Below are 19,638 nucleotides of genomic sequence, written 5' to 3'. Positions count from 1 at the left end.
ATGGCAGACAGCACCGCATTCGCCGACGCAAGCGATCAGGACCTCCTGGCCTGCCATGTAGAGGGCGACCCTGACGCCTTCGCCGAGCTCGTACGGCGTCACCGGGACCGACTGTGGGCCGTTGCCCTGCGCACGCTGGGCGACCGTGAGGAAGCCGCTGACGCCGTTCAGGACGCTCTTGTCTCCGCCTACCGTGCCGCCCACACCTTTCGTGGTCAGTCGGCCGTCACGACCTGGCTGCACCGGATCACGGTGAACGCCTGCCTCGACCGGGCCCGTAAAGCGGCGTCCCGGAAGACGTCCCCGGTCGACGACACCGAGCGGCTGGAGCAGCTCCTGGAGCCGCACGAGTCGGCCGCTGCGCCAGCGGAGCGGAACGATCTGCATCGGCAGTTGCTGGAAGCCCTCGGCACGCTTCCGCCCGATCAGCGGGCCGCTCTCGTCCTGGTGGACATGCAGGGGTACCCCGTCGCCGAAGCCGCCCGGATCCTCGATGTCCCCACCGGCACGGTGAAGAGCCGGTGCGCGCGGGGCAGAGCCAGACTGCTGCCGCTCCTCAGTCATCTGCGGCCGGAAAACGCCGGTGCCAGCAGGGAGGCGAGCGGGCGAAGGAACCGCGCGGAGGGGACATCCGTCCCACCGGCAGCGGAACCAGGTGCCGCGGGTCCGGGCGATGCCGGTCCAAGTGATTCAGCTGCTGTGAAGGGCGGAGGTGGGCGAGCGTGACGTCGACGACAGACACGGCCGGGCACCCGGACGTCACCGAGCTCTCTGACCTCACCGAGGGCCTGCTGCCCGCGTCCCGAAGCACGGACCTACGACGGCATCTGGCCGAGTGCGAGCTGTGCGCGGACGTCTACGCGTCGCTGGAGGAGATCCGAGGCCTGCTGGGGACCCTGCCGGGCCCACCGCGTATGCCCGCCGATGTCGCGGGACGGATCGATGCCGCCCTCGCCGCGGAGGCGCTGCTGGACGCCACGGCTCCGGAGGACACGAAGGCCCCGCTGCTCCTCGGCACGCCCCAGGGCGCCGACGACGACACGCGTGTTTCACGTGAAACATCGGTCATCGCGGACCGCCCCGCGGGCCACGCCCGTACTTCCACCACCGGCCCCGGCCGCAAGGAGCGCCGACGCGGCGGACGCCGTCGCATCGCCGTCCTCGGCACCGTCTTCACGGTGGCCGCAATCGGACTCGGCTCCGTACTGCTGTCCTCGTTCAACGACGGCTCGAACGGCGGCCCCGACGGTGGCCAGTCCACCGCCGCGGACACGTTCGCCGCCAGCACGCTGGAGCGGCAGGTCTCCGATCTCCTCACAGAGAAGTCCTCGGGCGAGGGCCGCACACCGCGCAGCAGCATGGGCGTGGAGTCCGCTCCCGGCTCCAAGGAGCCCCATGTCTTCCAGCAGCCCACGGTCCCCGGCTGCGTCCAGGAAGGCATCGGGCGCAACGACGCCGCTGCCGCTCTGGCGATGGAGGAAGGCACCTACCAGGGCACCGAGGCGCTGCTCGTGGTGCTGCCCGACGCCTCCGACGGCGACAAGGTGACCGCCTACATCGTCGCCACGGCCTGCGTGAGTGACCCGTCCGTGGGCAAGGCCGAGGTTCTGCTGACCAACAGCTACCCCCGCACCTCCTGAGCACCCGCTCCCGGCGCGGACGCTTCGTCTCCGTCCTGCGTGGTATGCGCTACGGTGTCGCCCCTTCGTGTGCCCGGACACAGCGGGAATGCACGCCCCTTAGGATCCGTTGGGTGGGGTGAGAGTCCTGAAAAGGGCTCCCCCCGGACCTATGACGCAGTCCAGAGACGAGGAATCAAGCCGTGAGCGACGTCCGTAACGTGATCATCATCGGCTCCGGGCCCGCCGGCTACACGGCGGCGCTCTACACCGCGCGCGCGTCGCTGAAGCCGCTGGTGTTCGAGGGCGCCGTCACCGCCGGTGGCGCCCTGATGAACACCACCGAGGTCGAGAACTTCCCCGGCTTCCAGGACGGCATCATGGGCCCCGAGCTCATGGACAACATGCGCGGCCAGGCCGAGCGTTTCGGCGCCGAGCTCGTTCCGGACGACATCGTCTCCGTCGATCTCTCCGGTGAGATCAAGACTGTCACCGACACCGCGGGCACGGTCCACCGGGCCAAGGCCGTGATCGTCGCCACCGGCTCCCAGCACCGCAAGCTCGGCCTGCCGAACGAGGACGCCCTCTCCGGCCGCGGCGTCTCCTGGTGCGCCACCTGTGACGGCTTCTTCTTCAAGGACCAGGACATCGCCGTGATCGGCGGTGGCGACACCGCGATGGAGGAGGCCACCTTCCTCTCGCGCTTCGCCAAGTCCGTGACGATCGTCCACCGCCGCGACACCCTGCGCGCCTCCAAGGCGATGCAGGACCGCGCCTTCGCCGACCCGAAGATCAAGTTCGTCTGGGACAGCGAGGTCGCCGAGGTCCAGGGCGACCAGAAGCTCTCGGGTCTGAAGCTGCGCAATGTCAAGACCGGCGAGCTCTCCGCCCTTCCGGTTACCGGCCTGTTCATCGCGATCGGCCACGACCCGCGCACCGAGCTCTTCAAGGGCCAGCTGGAGCTGGACGAGGAGGGCTACCTCAAGGTCGACGCCCCCTCCACCCGCACCAACCTCACTGGTGTCTTCGGCGCCGGCGACGTGGTCGACCACACGTACCGCCAGGCGATCACCGCGGCCGGCACCGGCTGCTCCGCCGCCCTCGACGCCGAGCGCTTCCTCTCCGCCCTCGCGGACGAGGAGCAGGCCGAGCCCGAGAAGACCGCTGTCTGACCTCCACCCGCCTCACGCACCAACCAGTTAAGGAGCCCGCCGTGGCCGGCACCCTGAAGAATGTGACTGACGACTCCTTCGAGCAGGACGTCATCAAGAGCGACAAGCCCGTCCTGGTGGACTTCTGGGCCGCCTGGTGCGGTCCGTGCCGCCAGATCGCGCCGTCCCTTGAGGCCATTGCCGCCGAGTACGGCGACAAGATCGAGATCGTCAAGCTGAACATCGACGAGAACCCGGGTACGGCCGCCAAGTACGGCGTCATGTCCATCCCGACGCTGAACGTCTACCAGAACGGCGAGGTCGCCAAGACCATCGTCGGCGCGAAGCCGAAGGCCGCGATCCTCCGCGACCTTGAGGACTTCATCGCCGAGTAGTCGTTGTTTCACGTGAAACACGAATGGGCCGACCCTGAGGGGTTGGCCCATTCGCTTGCCCAAAAGCTCACAGCGGCCGCAGCGCCGGTTCCTTCTGTACGGCCCCCAGCAGCCGGTCCAGCGCCATCTCCACGTCTTCCTTCCAGGAGAGCGTCGTCCGCAGCTCCAGCCTCAGCCTCGGATACGTGGGATGGGGCCGTACGGTCTTGAAGCCCACGGCCAGCAAGTGATCGGCAGGGAGCACACAGGCGGGCTCCTTCCAGCGCGCGTCCCCGAAGGCCTCGATTGCCTTGAAGCCCCGCCTCAGCAGATCCTTGGCGACCGTCTGGACCATCACCCGCCCCAGCCCCTGCCCCTGATACCCCGGCATGATGAACGCCGTCATCAGCTGGACGGCATCAGGAGACACCGGGCTCGTGGGGAACGCGGTCGAGCGGGGGACATAGGCCGGAGGCGCGTACAGCACAAAGCCCACCGGGACCTCGTCGACGTAGACGACCCGGCCGCAGGATCCCCAGTCCAGCAGAACGGCGGAAATCCAGGCTTCCTTCTCCAGCGCCGGAGTGCCGGCGGCTACCGCGGCCTTGCCACTGACTGGATCCAACTCCCAGAAGACACATGAGCGGCAACGCTTGGGAAGGTCCTGAAGGTTGTCCAGCGTGAGCGGTACGAGCCGACGCCCCATGAAGGCTGATCCTCGCTTTCCTCGCCCGCTGCGTCACGGGCGGCTGTCAGGGCGCTCCTTTCCCTGAGCAGGCTGCCGACGAACCCGCCGACCGCGCCCAGGCCCAGGCCCGCGCTCACCAGTCCGGTCCGGCTCACCGTTCGCATGGCCCCCGCCTCCCCTAAGAGGTGCCGCCAGGTGGATGCGCCATACCCGATCGCATCGTATCCACGATGCGATTCCATCGATACCGCCAGAAAGCAAAGGGCGGGCCGTGTTCCGGTACACACCGGACACGGCCCGCCCTTTATCGGCCTACCACGGCACCAAGCCCTGAGACTCAGTCCTCGGTGTCCTCCGCGTCGTCCTCCAGAAGGCTCTTCTGAAGAGCGAGCCGCTCGCCCGGGGCGAGGGTGTTCAGGATTCGCTCAAGGTCGTCCGGCGAGGCGAACTCGACGGTGATCTTGCCCTTCTTCTGACCCAGCTCGACCTTCACGCGCGTCTCGAACCGGTCCGAGAGCCGGGTCGCGAGGTCGGTCAGCGCCGGGGAGACCCGGGCCCCGGCACGCGGTCCCTTGGCCCTCGGCGCCTTCTGGGCCCGGGAGCCCATCAAGGTGACGATCTCCTCGACGGAACGGACCGAGAGGCCCTCGGCCACGACCCGGTAGGCCAGCCGCTCCTGCTCCTCCGGGTCCTCCACCGAGAGCAGCGCCCGCGCATGCCCTGCGGACAGGACGCCGGCCGCCACCCGGTTCTGCACCTTCGGCGAGAGCTTCAGCAGACGCAGGGTGTTGGAAACCTGCGGGCGGGACCGGCCGATGCGGTCCGCCAGCTGGTCGTGCGTGCAGTTGAAGTCCTTCAGCAGCTGGTCGTAGGCGGCTGCCTCTTCCAGCGGGTTCAGCTGGGCGCGGTGCAGGTTCTCCAACAGCGCGTCCAGGAGGAGCTTCTCGTCCTCCGTGGCCCGCACGATCGCCGGGATGGCCTCCAGGCCTGCCTCACGGCACGCCCGCCAGCGCCGCTCGCCCATGATGAGCTCGTAGCGGCCCGTATCCAACTGCCGTACGACGACCGGCTGGAGGAGACCGACCTCCTTGATGGAGGTGATGAGCTCCTGCAGCGCGTCCTCGTCGAAGACCTCACGCGGCTGGCGCGGGTTCGGCTTGATGGAGTCGAGGGGGATCTCGGCGAAGTGGGCGCCCATGGGAGGCGCGGGCATCTCGGCCACGCCGTTCAGTGACGGCTCCTCGGTTTCATGTGAAACCGGCGGCAGCGCCGTCACCTTGGCCGCGGCCACGCCACGGTCGGTGGTCAGCACGGGAACAGCCGTCGGCGTCGTGGGTGCGACGCCTCCCGCCGCGGCCGGCGCCGCCGTGCTGTCTGCCGGGCCAGGGATCAGTGCGCCCAGGCCACGGCCCAGACCAATCCTCCGTCGCTCGCTCACTGGATCCCCTCCACCATGCTCGGGTCGCTCTGGGCGCCGATATGGGCGTGCGTCGCGTCATAGCCGACGCCGACACCCTTCAGCGCAATCTCTCGTGCCGCCTCAAGATAGGACAGCGCACCGCTGGAACCCGGATCGTAGGTCAGCACCGTCTGTCCATAGCTCGGCGCCTCGGAGATCCGGACCGAGCGGGGAATGCTGGTCCGCAGCACCTCGTCGCCGAAGTGGCTGCGCACCTCGTCGGCGACCTGGGACGCGAGGCGCGTCCGGCCGTCGTACATGGTGAGCAGGATCGTCGACACATGCAGGGTGGGGTTGAGGTGCCCCCGTACCAGATCGACATTGCGCAGCAGCTGGCCCAGGCCCTCCAGGGCGTAGTACTCGCACTGGATCGGGATCAGGACCTCCTGCCCGGCCACCAGGGCGTTGACCGTCAGCAGGCCGAGGGAGGGAGGGCAGTCGATGAGGATGTAGTCCAGCGGCTGCTCGTACGCCTGGATCGCCCGCTGAAGCCGGCTCTCGCGTGCCACCAGGGACACCAACTCGATCTCCGCACCGGCGAGATCGATCGTGGCGGGTGCACAGAAGAGGCCCTCGACATCGGGGACCGGCTGGACTACTTCCGCGAGCGGCTTGCTCTCGACCAGCACGTCATAGATCGACGGAACTTCGGCGTGATGGTCAATTCCCAGGGCAGTGGACGCATTGCCCTGGGGGTCGAGGTCGATCACCAGAACACGGGCACCGTGCAGAGCCAGCGAGGCGGCAAGATTGACGGTTGTCGTCGTCTTGCCCACGCCACCCTTCTGGTTGGCGACCACCATGACCCGGGTCTGTTCGGGCCGTGGGAGACCCTCGCCGGCACGGCCGAGAGCCTCCACCGCCAGTTGGGCAGCACGACCGATGGGAGTGTCGTCCATCGGGGGCGGTGTTTCACGTGAAACATCCTCCCCCATCGACTCGGTACGGGGACCGGGGACCGGATCGGTCATCGGTCCCGCGATGTTGGCGTCGGACCGCAAGGATTCACTCTCCTCGACTTCAGGCTCGCAATGAACAGAGCCTCCCATGCCTTCGGGGTCGTGAACCAGTGAGCCCTGGTGTTCTGTGGAGAAATCCACCTCTGTGGACAACTCCGTGCCCTCCGTGAGGGACGCGGAGTCGTCAGAGGGAGGCCTTTCCTCGTGGGATCCGAGGGATCCCAGAGGCTTACGGTCGCGGGGTTCGGCCGCGGCTCGGCCCCGGCTGATGATGCCGTGCAGCAGTGAGCGACGTTTCACGTGAAACACGATGCACAGCAGCCGAGGCCGAACTGTCGCCGACACTCCGGCATGCGTAGGTTTGGCAGGTTGTGTGGAGTACGTCTCGTCGTCAGGACGGATCAGCGCCGACGGCGTGTCCGCCCCGTCCGGGCCGCCTTCGCCCGCTTCGCCGCGAAGCGCACACCACCGGGGCTCTCCCCGACCTCGACCCGCACCACCGTCGAGAGCGGGTCCACAACGCCCTCACCGACATGCAGAACGGAAGTCGCCACCGCGCCGAGCTTGCTCAGCGCCGTGGTGGCGCTCTTCAGCTCCTCCTCGGCGGTGTCGCCCTTGAGCGCGAGCATCTCGCCGTACGGACGCAACAGGGGGATGCCCCAGGTGGCCAGACGGTCCAGCGGGGCCACCGCCCGTGCCGTCACCACATGGACCGGCTGGAGCTTGCCCATGACCTCCTCGGCACGCCCACGCACGACCGTCACATGGTCCAGGCCCAGCAGCTCGACGACCTCGGTCAGAAAGGTCGTCCGCCGCAGCAGCGGCTCCAGCAGCGTGATCTTGAGGTCCTCCCGGACCAGGGCCAACGGAATGCCGGGCAGCCCCGCACCGGAACCGACATCGCACACCGTCACCCCCTCGGGCACGACCTCCGAGAGCACGGCGCAGTTCAGCAGATGCCGCTCCCACAGCCGGGGCACCTCACGCGGCCCGATCAGACCGCGCTGCACGCCCGCCTCCGCGAGCAGCTCCGCGTATCGGACCGCGTCCGCGAAGCGATCACCGAACACCTCGCGCGCCTGCTCGGGCGCGGGGGGAAGCTCCGCTGCCTCCGTCACGGGGGACCGTCCTTCCGTACGCGCCGACGCCACCCGGGCGCCGAAACCAGAACCACCAGAACTATCAGGCTGACAAAGTTCGGCCCCGCCTGCCGGGCAGACGGGGCCGGAGGAACGTACGGACCGATCAGGCGGGCAGCACGACGACGAAGCGCTGCGGCTCCTCGCCCTCGGACTCGCTGCGCAGACCCGCGGCCTTGACCGCGTCGTGCACGACCTTGCGCTCGAACGGGGTCATCGGCTCCAGCTTCACCGGCTCGCCGGTGTTCTTGACGTCGGCCGCGGCCTTGGCGCCCAGCTCGGAGAGCTCGGCACGCTTCTGAGCGCGGTAGCCGGCGATGTCCAGCATCAGCCGGCTGCGGTCGCCGGTCTCCCGGTGCACGGCCAGGCGCGTGAGCTCCTGGAGTGCCTCCAGCACCTCACCGTCGCGACCGACCAGCTTCTGCAGGTCGCGGCTGCCCGTGTCGCTGATGATCGAGACAGCGGCGCGGTCGGCCTCGACGTCCATGTCGATGTCGCCGTCGAGATCGGCGATGTCGAGCAGGCCTTCGAGGTAGTCCGCCGCGATCTCGCCCTCCTGCTCCAGGCGGGTCAGGGTGTCTGCACCCTCGGCAGCGGCGGAGGTGGTGCCTTCCGTCACGGGATGGACTCCTTCTTACTTCTTGGACGGGGACTTGGGCCGCTGCGGACCCTTGCGCTGTCCGGACTGGGCCTTGCTGCGGGTTCCGGAGCCGGGCTTCTGGGCGCCCTTCTTGGCAGCGGAGGGCTTGGCGTCCTCCGGAGCGTCCGACTTGGTCAGCGACGTCTTGGTGTCGGGCTCGCCGACCGCCTTCGCAACGCCGGACTGACGCTGGGACTTGCTCTGCCGCTTGGGCTGCTGGCGCTTGGGCGTCGCCGCCGTGGGCGTACCGTCCTCGGTCTCGACAGCGACCGGCGACTCGCTCCTCACCACAGTGCCGTCGGTCTGCGCGGCGAAACCCGCCTTGTTCAGGCCGTTGATGAACTTGCGCTCGTACTCGTTGCGGTCGCGGCCCTTGGCGACGATCGCCTTGACGATGACGCGCTCGCTGCGCCGGCGCACCTTGCCGCTGTGCAGGACGTGCTTGGTCAGACGCTCCAGGTAGGCGGCCTGGGCCTTGGAACCCGGGGTCGGGTTGTTGCGGATGACGTACATCTGCTGGCCCATGGTCCACACGTTGGTGGTCAGCCAGTAGACGAGGACACCGACCGGGAAGTTGATGCCGAAGACGGCGAACATGACCGGGAAGATGTACATCAGCATCTTCTGCTGCTGCATGAACGGCGTCTTCACCGTGGTGTCGACGTTCTTCGTCATCAGCTGGCGCTGCGTGTAGAACTGCGACGCCGACATCAGGACGATCATGACCGCAGTGACGATGCGGACGGTGGTCAGCGAGGCGTCCAGCGCCGCGACCTCCGAGGAGCTGTCGGTGAACTTCGCGGCCAGCGGGGCACCGAAGATGTGTGCCTTCTGGGCGCTCTTCAGCAGGCTCTCGTTGATGACACCGATGGTGTCGTTGTTCGCGATGCTGTTGAGCACCTGGTACAGGGCGAAGAAGAACGGGGACTGCGCCAGGATGGGAAGGCACGAGGAGAGCGGGTTGGTACCCGTCTCCTTGTACAGCTTCATCATCTCTTCGGACTGGCGCTGCTTGTCGTTCTTGTAGCGCTCCTGGATCTTCTTCATCTCGGGCTGCAGCGTCTGCATGGCCCGGGTCGCCTTGATCTGCTTCACGAAGAGCGGGATCAGGCAGATGCGGATCAGAATCACCAGGGACACGATGGACAGGCCCCAGGCCCACCCGGTGTCATCGCCGAAGAGGGCGCCGTACACCTTGTGGAACTGGACGATGACCCAGGAGACAGGTGTCGTGATGAAGCTGAAGAGGCTGGCAATCGTGTCCACTAATCATGCTCCTTGGGCATGGGACGGGGTCTCTGCGGCCGGGCTCGAAGAAACATTGTCTTCGGTGGCCGTTTCGGCGGCGGAGGGCCCGCCCTTGCGTGCGCGCCATGCGCCCCGCAGCATCTCGTGCCATCTCGGGCGCTTGCGCGGCGGGACATGGTCCACACCGCCCAGCGACCACGGGTTGCAGCGCAGGATGCGCCAGGCCGTGAGCGCCGTGCCCTTGACCGCACCGTGCCGGTCGATGGCTGTGTACCCGTAGTGGGAACACGACGGGTAGTACTTGCACACCGGCCCGAGCAACGGACTGATGGTCCACTGGTAGATCTTGATCAGAGCCAGCAGCGGGTACTTCATCGCGCGCCCCCTCCCAGCAGCCGCTGCAGAGCGGCGTCCAGGTCTTGGGCCAGCTGTGCATGGTCGGCGTCACCCGCACCGGGCAGCGCTCGTACGACTACCAGGCTACCGGGGGGAAACAGGTCGACTCGATCGCGCATCAGATGGCGAAGCCTGCGCTTCACCTTGTTGCGGACGACCGCGCCGCCTACCGCCTTGCTGACGACGAAACCCGCACGCGCCGGGGGAGCGCTCTCCCCAGGCGCATGCGGGTCCGTGGCACCGCTACGAAAGTGGACGACGAGTGTCGGGCGTCCGGCCCGGCGTCCTCGTCGTACCGCGGTCGCGAAGTCCTCGCGCCGCCTCAGCCGGTTCTCGGTGGGCAGCACGACGGCATGACCTGACCGGGATCAGGCGGACAGGCTGGCGCGGCCCTTGGCACGACGGTTCGCGAGAATCGCGCGGCCGGCACGGGTGCGCATCCGCAGGCGGAAGCCGTGGGTCTTGGCGCGACGACGGTTGTTCGGCTGGAAGGTGCGCTTGCTCACTCGGGGGCTCCAGAAATCAATCGGTAGTGGCGGGTGCCGTCCTGGCTGTCACCGTGCGCCCACGAGTAGCTCGCGTTAACGCCCGAGTGCACCGCTTCCCGATCACCCAACGCGATCTGTGCCCATCGGAGGCAGGCGGCAGCAGCCATCGACAACTCGACCTGGTTACGGTACGCGGGGCTACGCCATCCGGTCAAACCAGGGGTCACCGGGAGACACTATCCACAGCCTGGGGACAACAACTTGAACCGCACCCGTCGCCCTGACTACCTTGGCTGAACTCCGATTCGCCCGTCCCACCCGATTTGAATCCCGACCCGTCCCACAATCACACGTTCGTGGGACCCGTGAGAGAGCGTGCCCTGTGGCTGACGTACCTGCCGATCTTGCCGCAGTGTGGCCACGAGTACTTGATCAGCTCCTCGGCGAGGGCCGCGGCCAGGGAGTCGAGGCGAAGGACGAGCACTGGATCCGCCGCTGCCAGCCGCTGGCGCTGGTCGCGGACACCGCCCTGCTGGCCGTACCGAACGAGTTTGCGAAGGGCGTACTGGAGGGCCGTCTCGCACCGATCGTCAGCGAGACCCTGAGCCGCGAGTGCGGCCGCCCGATCCGGATCGCGATCACCGTCGACGACTCCGCGGGCGAGCCCCCGGCCCCGTCGGCACCCCCCGCCCGCCCCCAGCAGCGCTACGAGGAGCCCGAGCTCCCCTCCGGCCAGTACGAGGGCTACGGCCGCCACCGCGGCGCCGACGGCGACGCCTACCCGCCCCGCTCCGACCAGGGCGACCAGCTCCCCACCGCCCGCCCGGCCTATCCCTCCGAGTACCAGCGCCCCGAACCCGGCGCCTGGCCGCGCCCGCAGCAGGACGAGTACAGCTGGCAGCAGCAGCGCCTGGGCTTTCCCGAGCGCGACCCCTATGCCTCGCCCTCCCAGGACTCCTACGGCCAGCCGCAGCAGGACTACCGCCCGCAGTCGATGGACCGCCCGTCGTACGACGGCCAGCGCCCCGACTACGACAGCCAGCGCCCCGACTACGACAAGCCGCGCGGCGACTACGACCAGGGCCGCTCCGACTACGACCAGCGCGACGCCCGCCGGGAGCTCCCCGAGCCGTCGGCCGGCCCCGGTCCGGGCCGGGGACACCGGGGCGGCCCCGGCGGCCCCTCGCTGCCCGCCTCCAGCGGTGCCCCGGGTCCGCTGGCCGCGCAGCCCGCTCCGGCGACCGGACCCGGTGAGCCGACCGCGCGTCTGAACCCGAAGTACCTCTTCGACACCTTCGTCATCGGCGCGTCGAACCGTTTCGCCCACGCGGCCGCGGTCGCCGTCGCCGAGGCACCCGCGAAGGCGTACAACCCCCTCTTCATCTATGGGGAGTCCGGGCTCGGCAAGACGCACCTGCTGCACGCGATCGGGCACTACGCGCGGAGCCTCTATCCGGGCACGCGCGTGCGGTACGTGAGCTCGGAGGAGTTCACCAACGAGTTCATCAACTCCATCCGCGACGGCAAGGGCGACAGCTTCCGCAAGCGATACCGGGAGATGGACATCCTGCTCGTCGACGACATCCAGTTCCTCGCGGACAAGGAGTCGACGCAGGAGGAGTTCTTCCACACCTTCAATACGCTCCACAACGCCAACAAGCAGATCGTGCTCTCCAGCGACCGGCCGCCCAAGCAGCTGGTCACGCTGGAGGACCGGCTGCGCAACCGCTTCGAGTGGGGTCTGATCACCGACGTCCAGCCGCCCGAGCTGGAGACGCGGATCGCGATCCTGCGCAAGAAGGCGGTGCAGGAGCAGCTCAACGCCCCGCCGGAGGTACTGGAGTTCATCGCCTCGCGGATCTCGCGCAACATCCGCGAGCTGGAGGGCGCGCTGATCCGGGTGACGGCGTTCGCCTCGCTCAACCGGCAGCCGGTGGACCTGGGCCTGACCGAGATCGTCCTCAAGGACCTGATCCCGGGTGGCGAGGACTCGGCCCCGGAGATCACCTCCACGGCCATCATGAGCGCCACCGCCGACTACTTCGGCCTCACCGTCGAGGACCTGTGCGGCACCTCCCGCGGCCGCGCGCTGGTGACCGCCCGCCAGATCGCCATGTACCTGTGCCGCGAGCTGACGGACCTCTCGCTCCCGAAGATCGGCGCGCTCTTCGGCGGCCGCGACCACACGACGGTGATGCACGCGGACCGCAAGATCCGCAATCTGATGGCCGAGCGGCGCTCCATCTACAACCAGGTCACCGAGCTCACCAACCGCATCAAGAACGGCTGACGGCTACGCCGCCACGGCGTCCAGGGCGCCCTCCGGAGCAGATCCGGGAGGCGCCCTTCGTCGTGCCCGCGCCACCCGGTGTTCGATTACCTGCCGGGTTACGGCCACTCTCCACAGATTCGGGGACTTTCTTCCGTCCACATCCTGGGGACTGCGGAGTTGTCCAGAAAGTGTCCACAGGCTGTGCTGTTGAAAGACCATCAGCCCAGCTCAAGTGGTTGTGGATTCGTGGACGAAGGATCTCCACAGACTGTGGACAGCGAGCGGATCCACAGGGTGTGCATGAAGTTGTCCACCGACAACCCACAGGCTGAGGCGAGTTGTCCCCAGCGATCCCCAGCTTCTCCACATGGCTGTCCACTGTTCGGCAACGCGACGCGCCTTCTCACCGAGTCGAGTGAAAGGCGTCACACGAAGGTGCCGGGTCGGACTGTGGGAAAGCCGGGTAAAGCTGGGGACGGCGCTGGGGAGAACTCCCCTCACCCTGTGCACGGTGTGTGCAGAACTTTCTGTTCTCCACAGATACGCCCGGTTGTCCACTGCCTCCACCCACAGGACCGGTGGATAAAATTCCCGCTCTGAGCTGGGCAAACGTGGTTATCCACGGTTTCCACAGGCCCTACTACTACCGACAACTAGAGAGAGCGGGGAATCCGTTTCGAAGGGGGTCCTGTGCACAACTCGCTGTCCGGCTCCCGGCTGCCCCTCGTCACGACTTGACCCCGAGAGGCACCTACTGTCAGTGCCGTGCGTCAGACTGTTCCCCGGTGTCCTTCCCGTCACAGGGACCGACGACACCGAGACAGACGACGAAGCCAGGCAGGCCGAGAAGCGCCGGCAACAGCAGGAGGCGGCAACAGTGAAGATCCGGGTGGAACGCGACGTACTCGCGGAGGCCGTGGCCTGGGCGGCGCGCAGCCTCCCGGCCCGCCCGCCGGCGCCTGTCCTCGCCGGCCTGCTGCTGAAGGCCGAGGACGGCCAGCTGAGCCTGTCCGGCTTCGACTACGAGGTCTCCGCGCGTGTGTCGGTGGACGCCGAGGTCGAGGAGGAGGGCACGGTCCTCGTCTCCGGCCGGCTGCTCGCCGACATCTGCCGTGCGCTGCCGAACCGCCCGGTGGAGATTTCCACAGACGGTGTACGGGCGAGCGTGGTCTGCGGCTCCTCGCGATTCACACTCCACACCCTGCCTGTGGAGGAGTACCCGGCGCTGCCGCAGATGCCGACGGCGACCGGCACCGTTCCCGGTGAGGTCTTCGCCTCCGCCGCCGCGCAGGTCGCCATCGCCGCGGGCCGTGACGACACGCTGCCGGTGCTGACCGGGGTGCGCATCGAGATCGAGGGCGACCGGGTCACGCTGGCCTCCACCGACCGGTACCGCTTCGCGGTCCGTGAGTTCCTGTGGAAGCCGGAGAACCCGGACGCGTCCGCGGTCGCCCTGGTGCCCGCGAAGACGCTGCTGGACACCGCCAAGGCGCTCACCAGCGGCGACAGCGTGACGCTGGCGCTGTCCGGCTCGGGTGCCGGTGAGGGGCTGATCGGTTTCGAGGGCGCGGGCCGTCGTACGACGACCCGGCTGCTGGAGGGTGACCTCCCGAAGTACCGCACGCTGTTCCCGACCGAGTTCAACTCCGTCGCCGTGATCGAGACCGCCCCCTTCGTGGAGGCCGTGAAGCGCGTGGCCCTGGTCGCGGAGCGGAACACCCCGGTGCGGCTCAGCTTCGAGCAGGGTGTGCTGATCCTGGAGGCCGGGTCCAGCGACGACGCACAGGCTGTGGAAAGGGTCGACGCGCAGCTGGAGGGCGATGACATCTCGATCGCCTTCAACCCGACGTTCCTGCTGGACGGGCTGAGCGCGATCGACTCCCCGGTGGCCCAGCTGTCGTTCACGACGTCCACGAAGCCCGCGCTGCTGAGCGGCAAGCCGGCGGTGGATGCCGAGGCGGATGAGGCGTACAAGTACCTGATCATGCCGGTCCGCCTGAGCGGCTGAGGTAACACCGCAGGTCGGGGCATACGTTTGAGCGCGTATGCCCACAGGTGTGCGTGACCGTCCGGGTTTAGGCTCGGACACAGGTACGAAGGTGCCACTCACGCCACAGCAACCTAAGGAACAACTGATGGAGCTCGGTCTCGTCGGCCTCGGCAAGATGGGCGGCAACATGCGCGAGCGGATCCGCCGCGCGGGCCACACCGTCGTCGGATACGACCGCAACCCGGACCTCGCGGATGTCCACAGCCTGGAAGAGCTTGTGGGCAAGCTCAAGGGCCCGCGCGTCGTGTGGGTGATGGTCCCGGCCGGTGCCGCCACCCAGTCGACCGTCGACGAACTCGCCGAGCTCCTGGAGCCCGGGGACGTCGTCGTGGACGGCGGGAACTCCCGCTGGACGGACGACGAGAAGCACGCCGAGGAGCTGGCCGCCAAGGGCATCGGTTTCGTGGACTGCGGTGTCTCCGGCGGCGTCTGGGGCCTGGAGAACGGCTACGCGCTGATGTACGGCGGTGACGCGGAGAACGTCGCCAAGGTGCAGCCGGTCTTCGACGCGCTCAAGCCGGAGGGCGACTTCGGCTCGGTCCACGCCGGCAAGGTCGGCGCCGGGCACTTCGCGAAGATGGTCCACAACGGCATCGAGTACGCCATGATGCAGGCCTACGCCGAGGGCTGGGAGCTGCTGGAGAAGGTCGACTCCGTCACCGACGTCCGGGAGGTCTTCCGCTCCTGGCAGGAGGGCACGGTCATCCGCTCCTGGCTGCTGGACCTCGCGGTGAACGCCCTCGACGAGGACGAGCACCTGGACAAGCTGCGCGGTTATGCACAGGACTCCGGCGAGGGCCGCTGGACTGTGGAAGCCGCCATCGACAACGCCGTGCCGCTGCCCGCGATCACGGCCTCCCTGTTCGCGCGGTTCGCCTCGCGCCAGGAGGACTCTCCGCAGATGAAGATGATCGCGGCGCTGCGCAACCAGTTCGGCGGCCACGCGGTCGAGAAGAAGTAACCAGCGAGAACAAGCACCGGGGGAGGTCGGCGCACCACCATGCACGTCACGCATCTGTCGCTGGCCGACTTCCGCTCGTACGCCCGGGTCGAAGTTCCGCTCGACCCGGGCGTCACCGCCTTCGTGGGCCCCAACGGCCAGGGCAAGACGAATCTCGTCGAGGCCGTCGGCTATCTCGCCACCCTCGGCAGCCATCGCGTCGCCTCCGACGCCCCTCTCGTCCGCATGGGCGCCGACCGGGCGATCATCCGGGCGCAGGTCAAGCAGGGCGAGCGGCAGCAGCTGGTGGAGATGGAGCTGAACCCGGGCAAGTCGAACCGCGCCAGGATCAACAAGTCTTCGCAGGTCAGGCCGCGGGACATCCTCGGGATCGTGCGGACGGTGCTGTTCGCGCCGGAGGATCTGGCCCTGGTGAAGGGCGACCCCGGTGAGCGCCGCCGTTTCCTGGACGAGCTGATCACCGCGCGCTCCCCGCGGATGGCAGGCGTGCGCTCCGACTACGACCGGGTCCTCAAGCAGCGCAACACCCTGCTGAAGTCGGCCGCTCTCGCCCGACGGCACGGCGGCCGCTCGATGGACCTGTCCACCCTCGACGTCTGGGACCAGCATCTCGCGCGCGTGGGCGCGGAACTGCTCGCCCAGCGCATGGACCTGATCGCCGCGATCCAGCCGCTGGCGGACAAGGCGTACGAGCAACTGGCTCCCGGCGGCGGCCCGCTGGCGTTGGACTACAAGCCGTCCGCTCCCGGTGAGGCACACACGCGTGAGGATCTGTACGGGCAGTTGACGGCCGCGCTCGCGGACGCCCGCAAGCAGGAGATCGAGCGGGGCGTCACCCTCGTAGGACCGCATCGGGACGATCTGCTGCTCAAGCTGGGGCAGTTGCCGGCCAAGGGGTACGCGTCGCACGGCGAGTCCTGGTCCTATGCGCTGGCGCTGAGGCTGGCCTCCTACGACCTGTTGCGGGCCGAGGGCAATGAGCCGGTGCTCGTGCTCGACGATGTCTTCGCCGAGTTGGACACCCGTCGCCGGGAGCGTCTTGCCGAGTTGGTCGCGCCCGGGGAGCAGGTGCTGGTGACGGCGGCGGTCGACGACGACGTGCCGCACGTACTGACGGGGGCGCGGTACACCGTGGCCGAGGGGACGGTGGAGCGCGTATGACCGCCGAGAACCCCAAGAAGCCCGAGGACCCCAAGAAGGCCCCCGAGCCGTCCGGTGTCGACCTCGCGCGCGTGGCGTTGCGCGCGGCGAGGGAACAGGCACGCGCGCGGGGGGACGCGGCGCAGCAGAAGAAGCAGGCGCGGCGCGGCGGCGGTCTGCGCTCCGGTGCGCGCGCCGACGGCCGCGACCCGATGGCGCTGGGCGCCGCCATCAACCGGCTGATCACCGAGCGCGGCTGGGAGACGCCGGCCGCGGTGGGCGGGGTGATGGGCCGCTGGCCGCAGATCGTGGGGCCGGATCTGGCGAACCACTGTGTGCCGCAGAACTACGACGAGGACGAGCGGGTGCTGGTCGTGCAGTGCGACTCCACGGCCTGGGCGACTCAGCTGCGCCATCTCGCGCCCACGCTGGTCGCCCGTCTCAACGAGGACCTCGGGCACGGCACGGTGCGGATGATCAAGGTGCTCAACCCCGGCGGCCCCGCCCGTCGCTACGGCCCGCTGCGGGCCCCGGGCAGCACCGGACCCGGCGACACCTACGGGTGACGTACATCACGTACGAGGGGATCGGTGTCGGCGGTGTCGTACATCTGTGCGCGGTGATGGATCCCCTCGCGCACTCGACCTGACTCCCAAGTAGCAAAGGGTTGACACTCCGAAGCGCTGAGTGCCTCTGTGAGCCTCTTGGAGCCCCGCTCCGCATATGGGGAGTCGGGAGACGCCGGTTCAGGGCGGCACATGCGGACTCAGGTACCGGCAAACCCCCATCACCGTCGGCGCTACCGGTAGACTGGAAGCTAATCCCGCCCCATCCGTGGGGACCGTCCGGGACAAGCTGAGCAACGCTGATCAAGGCTTACCAACGCAACATGCCGCAGCCGCTCCGGCACCCTCCCCCGAGGGGGGACTCCCAGAGCCTGGCTTGTGCTGTGCCAGAAAGGGCGCTTCGTGGCCGATTCCGGCAACCCCAACGAGAACATCCCGTCCACCGAGGCCGCGGCCGGAGTCGCCGAGGCCTCAGTCACGGCGTCCTACGACGCGAGTGCCATCACCGTCCTCGAAGGCCTGGACGCGGTCCGCAAGCGACCCGGTATGTACATCGGCTCGACCGGCGAGCGCGGTCTGCACCACCTCGTGTACGAGGTGGTCGACAACTCGGTCGACGAGGCGCTGGCCGGCCACGCGGACACCATCGAGGTGACGATCCTCGCCGACGGCGGCGTGCGGGTCGTGGACAACGGCCGAGGCATCCCGGTGGGCATCGTCCCCTCCGAGGGCAAGCCGGCCCTTGAGGTCGTGCTGACCGTGCTGCACGCGGGCGGCAAGTTCGGCGGCGGCGGATACGCGGTCTCCGGTGGTCTGCACGGCGTGGGCGTCTCCGTGGTGAACGCGCTGTCGTCGAAGGTCGCCGTCGAGGTCCGGACCGACGGCCACCGCTGGACGCAGGACTACAAGATGGGCGTCCCCACGGCACCGCTGGTCCAGCACGAGGCCACCGAGGAGACCGGCACATCGGTCACCTTCTGGGCCGACAGCGACATCTTCGAGACCACGGACTACTCCTTCGAGACGCTCTCGCGGCGCTTCCAGGAGATGGCGTTCCTCAACAAGGGTTTGACGATCAACCTCACTGACGAGCGCGATTCGGCGAAGGCCACCTCTGGGGCGGACGAGGCCGGTGCGGACGAGACCGCCGAGGTCAAGACGGTCACGTACCACTACGAAGGCGGCATCGTCGACTTCGTGAAGTACCTCAACTCCCGCAAGGGCGACGTGGTGCACCCGTCGGTGATCGATCTTGAGGCAGAGGACAAGGACAAGGCCCTCTCCCTCGAAATCGCCATGCAGTGGAACAGCGGCTACAGCGAGGGCGTGTACTCCTTCGCCAACATCATCCACACGCACGAGGGCGGTACCCACGAAGAGGGCTTCCGCGCGGCGCTGACGAACCTGATCAACAAGTACGCGCGCGACAAGAAGCTGCTTCGCGAGAAGGACGACAACCTCACGGGCGACGACATCCGCGAGGGTCTCACCGCGATCATCTCGGTGAAGCTGAGCGAGCCGCAGTTCGAGGGCCAGACCAAGACCAAGCTGGGCAACACGGAGGCCAAGACCTTCGTCCAGAAGGCGGTCTACGAGCACCTCAACGACTGGCTGGACCGCAACCCGGTGGAGGCCGCGGACATCATCCGCAAGGGCATCCAGGCGGCCACCGCGCGCGTGGCGGCCCGCAAGGCGCGCGACCTGACGCGTCGTAAGGGCCTGCTGGAGTCGGCGTCGCTGCCGGGCAAGCTCTCCGACTGCCAGTCGAACGACCCCACCAAGTGCGAGATCTTCATCGTCGAGGGTGACTCCGCCGGCGGCTCGGCCAAGTCCGGCCGTAACCCGCAGTACCAGGCGATCCTCCCGATCCGAGGCAAGATCCTCAACGTCGAGAAGGCGCGGATCGACAAGATCCTGCAGAACCAGGAGATCCAGGCGCTGATCTCGGCCTTCGGCACGGGTGTGCACGAGGACTTCGACATCGAGAAGCTCCGCTATCACAAGATCATCCTGATGGCGGACGCCGACGTCGACGGCCAGCACATCAACACCCTGCTGCTGACCTTCCTGTTCCGCTTCATGCGGCCGCTGGTCGAGGCCGGGCACGTGTTCCTGTCGCGTCCCCCGCTGTACAAGCTCAAGTGGGGCCGGGACGACGTCGAGTACGCGTACTCGGACCGCGAGCGCGACGCGCTGATCGAGATGGGCCGGCAGCGTGGCAAGCGCGTCCGCGAGGACTCGATCCAGCGCTTCAAGGGTCTCGGCGAGATGAACGCCGAGGAGCTGCGCATCACCACGATGGACCAGGAGCACCGCGTCCTCGGCCAGGTCACCCTCGATGACGCCGCCCAGGCCGACGATCTGTTCTCGGTGCTCATGGGCGAGGACGTCGAGGCCCGCCGCCAGTTCATCCAGCGCAACGCCAAGGACGTCCGCTTCCTCGACATCTGAGTCGGTCTCAGCTGACCGCACCAGGAAGGATCTTCAC

19 protein-coding genes are annotated in these 19,638 nt (G+C 68.2%); 10 read left to right on the top strand and 9 right to left on the bottom strand.

Annotated elements, in window-relative coordinates:
- The 4 genes from sigM (at position 1) to trxA (ending at position 3,165) form a co-directional block, all read left to right on the top strand.
- Complete coding sequence (gene sigM / locus RMT89_RS06315; protein ID WP_315882917.1) at positions 1 to 726, top strand: RNA polymerase sigma factor SigM; 726 nt, start codon at positions 1 to 3, stop codon at positions 724 to 726.
- The gene (locus tag RMT89_RS06310) at positions 723 to 1,640 is read left to right on the top strand and encodes a hypothetical protein (protein ID WP_315882916.1); all 918 of its coding nucleotides are present in this window, start codon (positions 723 to 725) and stop codon (positions 1,638 to 1,640) included. Before sigM ends, RMT89_RS06310 begins: the two co-directional genes overlap by 4 nt.
- A gap of 182 nt (positions 1,641 to 1,822) precedes the next feature.
- The gene (trxB, locus tag RMT89_RS06305) at positions 1,823 to 2,791 is read left to right on the top strand and encodes a thioredoxin-disulfide reductase (RefSeq protein WP_315882915.1); all 969 of its coding nucleotides are present in this window, start codon (positions 1,823 to 1,825) and stop codon (positions 2,789 to 2,791) included.
- Between the two features lie 41 nt (positions 2,792 to 2,832).
- On the top strand, positions 2,833 to 3,165 hold the full coding sequence (gene trxA, locus RMT89_RS06300) for a thioredoxin (RefSeq protein WP_186287959.1): 333 nt from the start codon (positions 2,833 to 2,835) through the stop codon (positions 3,163 to 3,165).
- A 67-nt stretch (positions 3,166 to 3,232) separates the two neighbouring features.
- Here trxA and RMT89_RS06295 read toward each other — a convergent pair whose 3' ends face one another.
- The 9 genes from RMT89_RS06295 to rpmH form a co-directional block, all read right to left on the bottom strand.
- Positions 3,233 to 3,850, bottom strand: coding sequence for a GNAT family N-acetyltransferase (locus RMT89_RS06295; protein WP_315882914.1), 618 nt, complete (start codon positions 3,848 to 3,850; stop codon positions 3,233 to 3,235).
- Between the two features lie 319 nt (positions 3,851 to 4,169).
- Entirely contained in the window at positions 4,170 to 5,270 is a 1,101-nt protein-coding gene (locus RMT89_RS06290; RefSeq protein ID WP_315882913.1) for a ParB/RepB/Spo0J family partition protein, read from the bottom strand.
- The gene (locus RMT89_RS06285) at positions 5,267 to 6,340 is read right to left on the bottom strand and encodes a ParA family protein (RefSeq protein ID WP_315882912.1); all 1,074 of its coding nucleotides are present in this window, start codon (positions 6,338 to 6,340) and stop codon (positions 5,267 to 5,269) included. The genes RMT89_RS06290 and RMT89_RS06285 overlap by 4 nt, the downstream gene beginning before the upstream one ends.
- Before the next feature lie 311 nt (positions 6,341 to 6,651).
- A complete protein-coding gene (gene rsmG / locus RMT89_RS06280; protein WP_315882911.1) occupies positions 6,652 to 7,368 on the bottom strand; it encodes a 16S rRNA (guanine(527)-N(7))-methyltransferase RsmG in 717 nt (238 codons plus the stop codon).
- A 127-nt stretch (positions 7,369 to 7,495) separates the two neighbouring features.
- Positions 7,496 to 8,008, bottom strand: a complete 513-nt coding sequence (locus RMT89_RS06275) for a R3H domain-containing nucleic acid-binding protein (RefSeq protein ID WP_315882910.1) — start codon at positions 8,006 to 8,008, stop codon at positions 7,496 to 7,498.
- A gap of 15 nt (positions 8,009 to 8,023) precedes the next feature.
- Positions 8,024 to 9,295 carry a membrane protein insertase YidC gene (yidC, locus tag RMT89_RS06270; RefSeq protein WP_315882909.1) on the bottom strand — a complete coding sequence of 424 codons (1,272 nt, stop codon included), beginning with the start codon at positions 9,293 to 9,295 and terminating at the stop codon, positions 8,024 to 8,026.
- Positions 9,296 to 9,298: 3 nt separating this feature from the next.
- On the bottom strand, positions 9,299 to 9,652 hold the full coding sequence (gene yidD, locus RMT89_RS06265) for a membrane protein insertion efficiency factor YidD (protein WP_315882908.1): 354 nt from the start codon (positions 9,650 to 9,652) through the stop codon (positions 9,299 to 9,301).
- Positions 9,649 to 10,020: a ribonuclease P protein component gene (gene rnpA, locus RMT89_RS06260; RefSeq protein ID WP_315882907.1), complete on the bottom strand. Its 372-nt coding sequence runs from the start codon at positions 10,018 to 10,020 to the stop codon at positions 9,649 to 9,651. The genes yidD and rnpA overlap by 4 nt, the downstream gene beginning before the upstream one ends.
- 21 nt (positions 10,021 to 10,041) lie before the next feature.
- The gene (gene rpmH / locus RMT89_RS06255; RefSeq protein WP_015659252.1) at positions 10,042 to 10,179 is read right to left on the bottom strand and encodes a 50S ribosomal protein L34; all 138 of its coding nucleotides are present in this window, start codon (positions 10,177 to 10,179) and stop codon (positions 10,042 to 10,044) included.
- 364 nt (positions 10,180 to 10,543) lie between these two features.
- Between rpmH and dnaA the strand changes: the two genes are divergently transcribed.
- The 6 genes from dnaA (at position 10,544) to gyrB (ending at position 19,601) form a co-directional block, all read left to right on the top strand.
- On the top strand, positions 10,544 to 12,451 hold the full coding sequence (gene dnaA, locus RMT89_RS06250) for a chromosomal replication initiator protein DnaA (RefSeq protein ID WP_315882906.1): 1,908 nt from the start codon (positions 10,544 to 10,546) through the stop codon (positions 12,449 to 12,451).
- A gap of 859 nt (positions 12,452 to 13,310) precedes the next feature.
- Positions 13,311 to 14,441 carry a DNA polymerase III subunit beta gene (gene dnaN, locus RMT89_RS06245; protein WP_315882905.1) on the top strand — a complete coding sequence of 377 codons (1,131 nt, stop codon included), beginning with the start codon at positions 13,311 to 13,313 and terminating at the stop codon, positions 14,439 to 14,441.
- Between the two features lie 127 nt (positions 14,442 to 14,568).
- Positions 14,569 to 15,444, top strand: a complete 876-nt coding sequence (gene gnd / locus RMT89_RS06240) for a phosphogluconate dehydrogenase (NAD(+)-dependent, decarboxylating) (RefSeq protein ID WP_315882904.1) — start codon at positions 14,569 to 14,571, stop codon at positions 15,442 to 15,444.
- A 39-nt stretch (positions 15,445 to 15,483) separates the two neighbouring features.
- Complete coding sequence (gene recF / locus RMT89_RS06235) at positions 15,484 to 16,605, top strand: DNA replication/repair protein RecF (protein ID WP_315882903.1); 1,122 nt, start codon at positions 15,484 to 15,486, stop codon at positions 16,603 to 16,605.
- Positions 16,602 to 17,150, top strand: a complete 549-nt coding sequence (locus tag RMT89_RS06230; protein WP_315882902.1) for a DciA family protein — start codon at positions 16,602 to 16,604, stop codon at positions 17,148 to 17,150. Before recF ends, RMT89_RS06230 begins: the two co-directional genes overlap by 4 nt.
- Before the next feature lie 378 nt (positions 17,151 to 17,528).
- Positions 17,529 to 19,601 (top strand): DNA topoisomerase (ATP-hydrolyzing) subunit B, encoded by a 2,073-nt coding sequence (gyrB, locus tag RMT89_RS06225; RefSeq protein WP_315882901.1) that lies wholly within the window; start codon positions 17,529 to 17,531, stop codon positions 19,599 to 19,601.
- The last annotated feature ends 37 nt before the right edge of the window (positions 19,602 to 19,638 follow it).

The sequence above is a fragment of the Streptomyces sp. P17 genome (genome assembly GCF_032436805.1).
In the GTDB taxonomy this organism is placed as follows: domain Bacteria; phylum Actinomycetota; class Actinomycetes; order Streptomycetales; family Streptomycetaceae; genus Streptomyces.
Note: the sequence above shows the minus strand (reverse complement) of the source record. Positions and strands in the feature narration are given on the sequence as shown.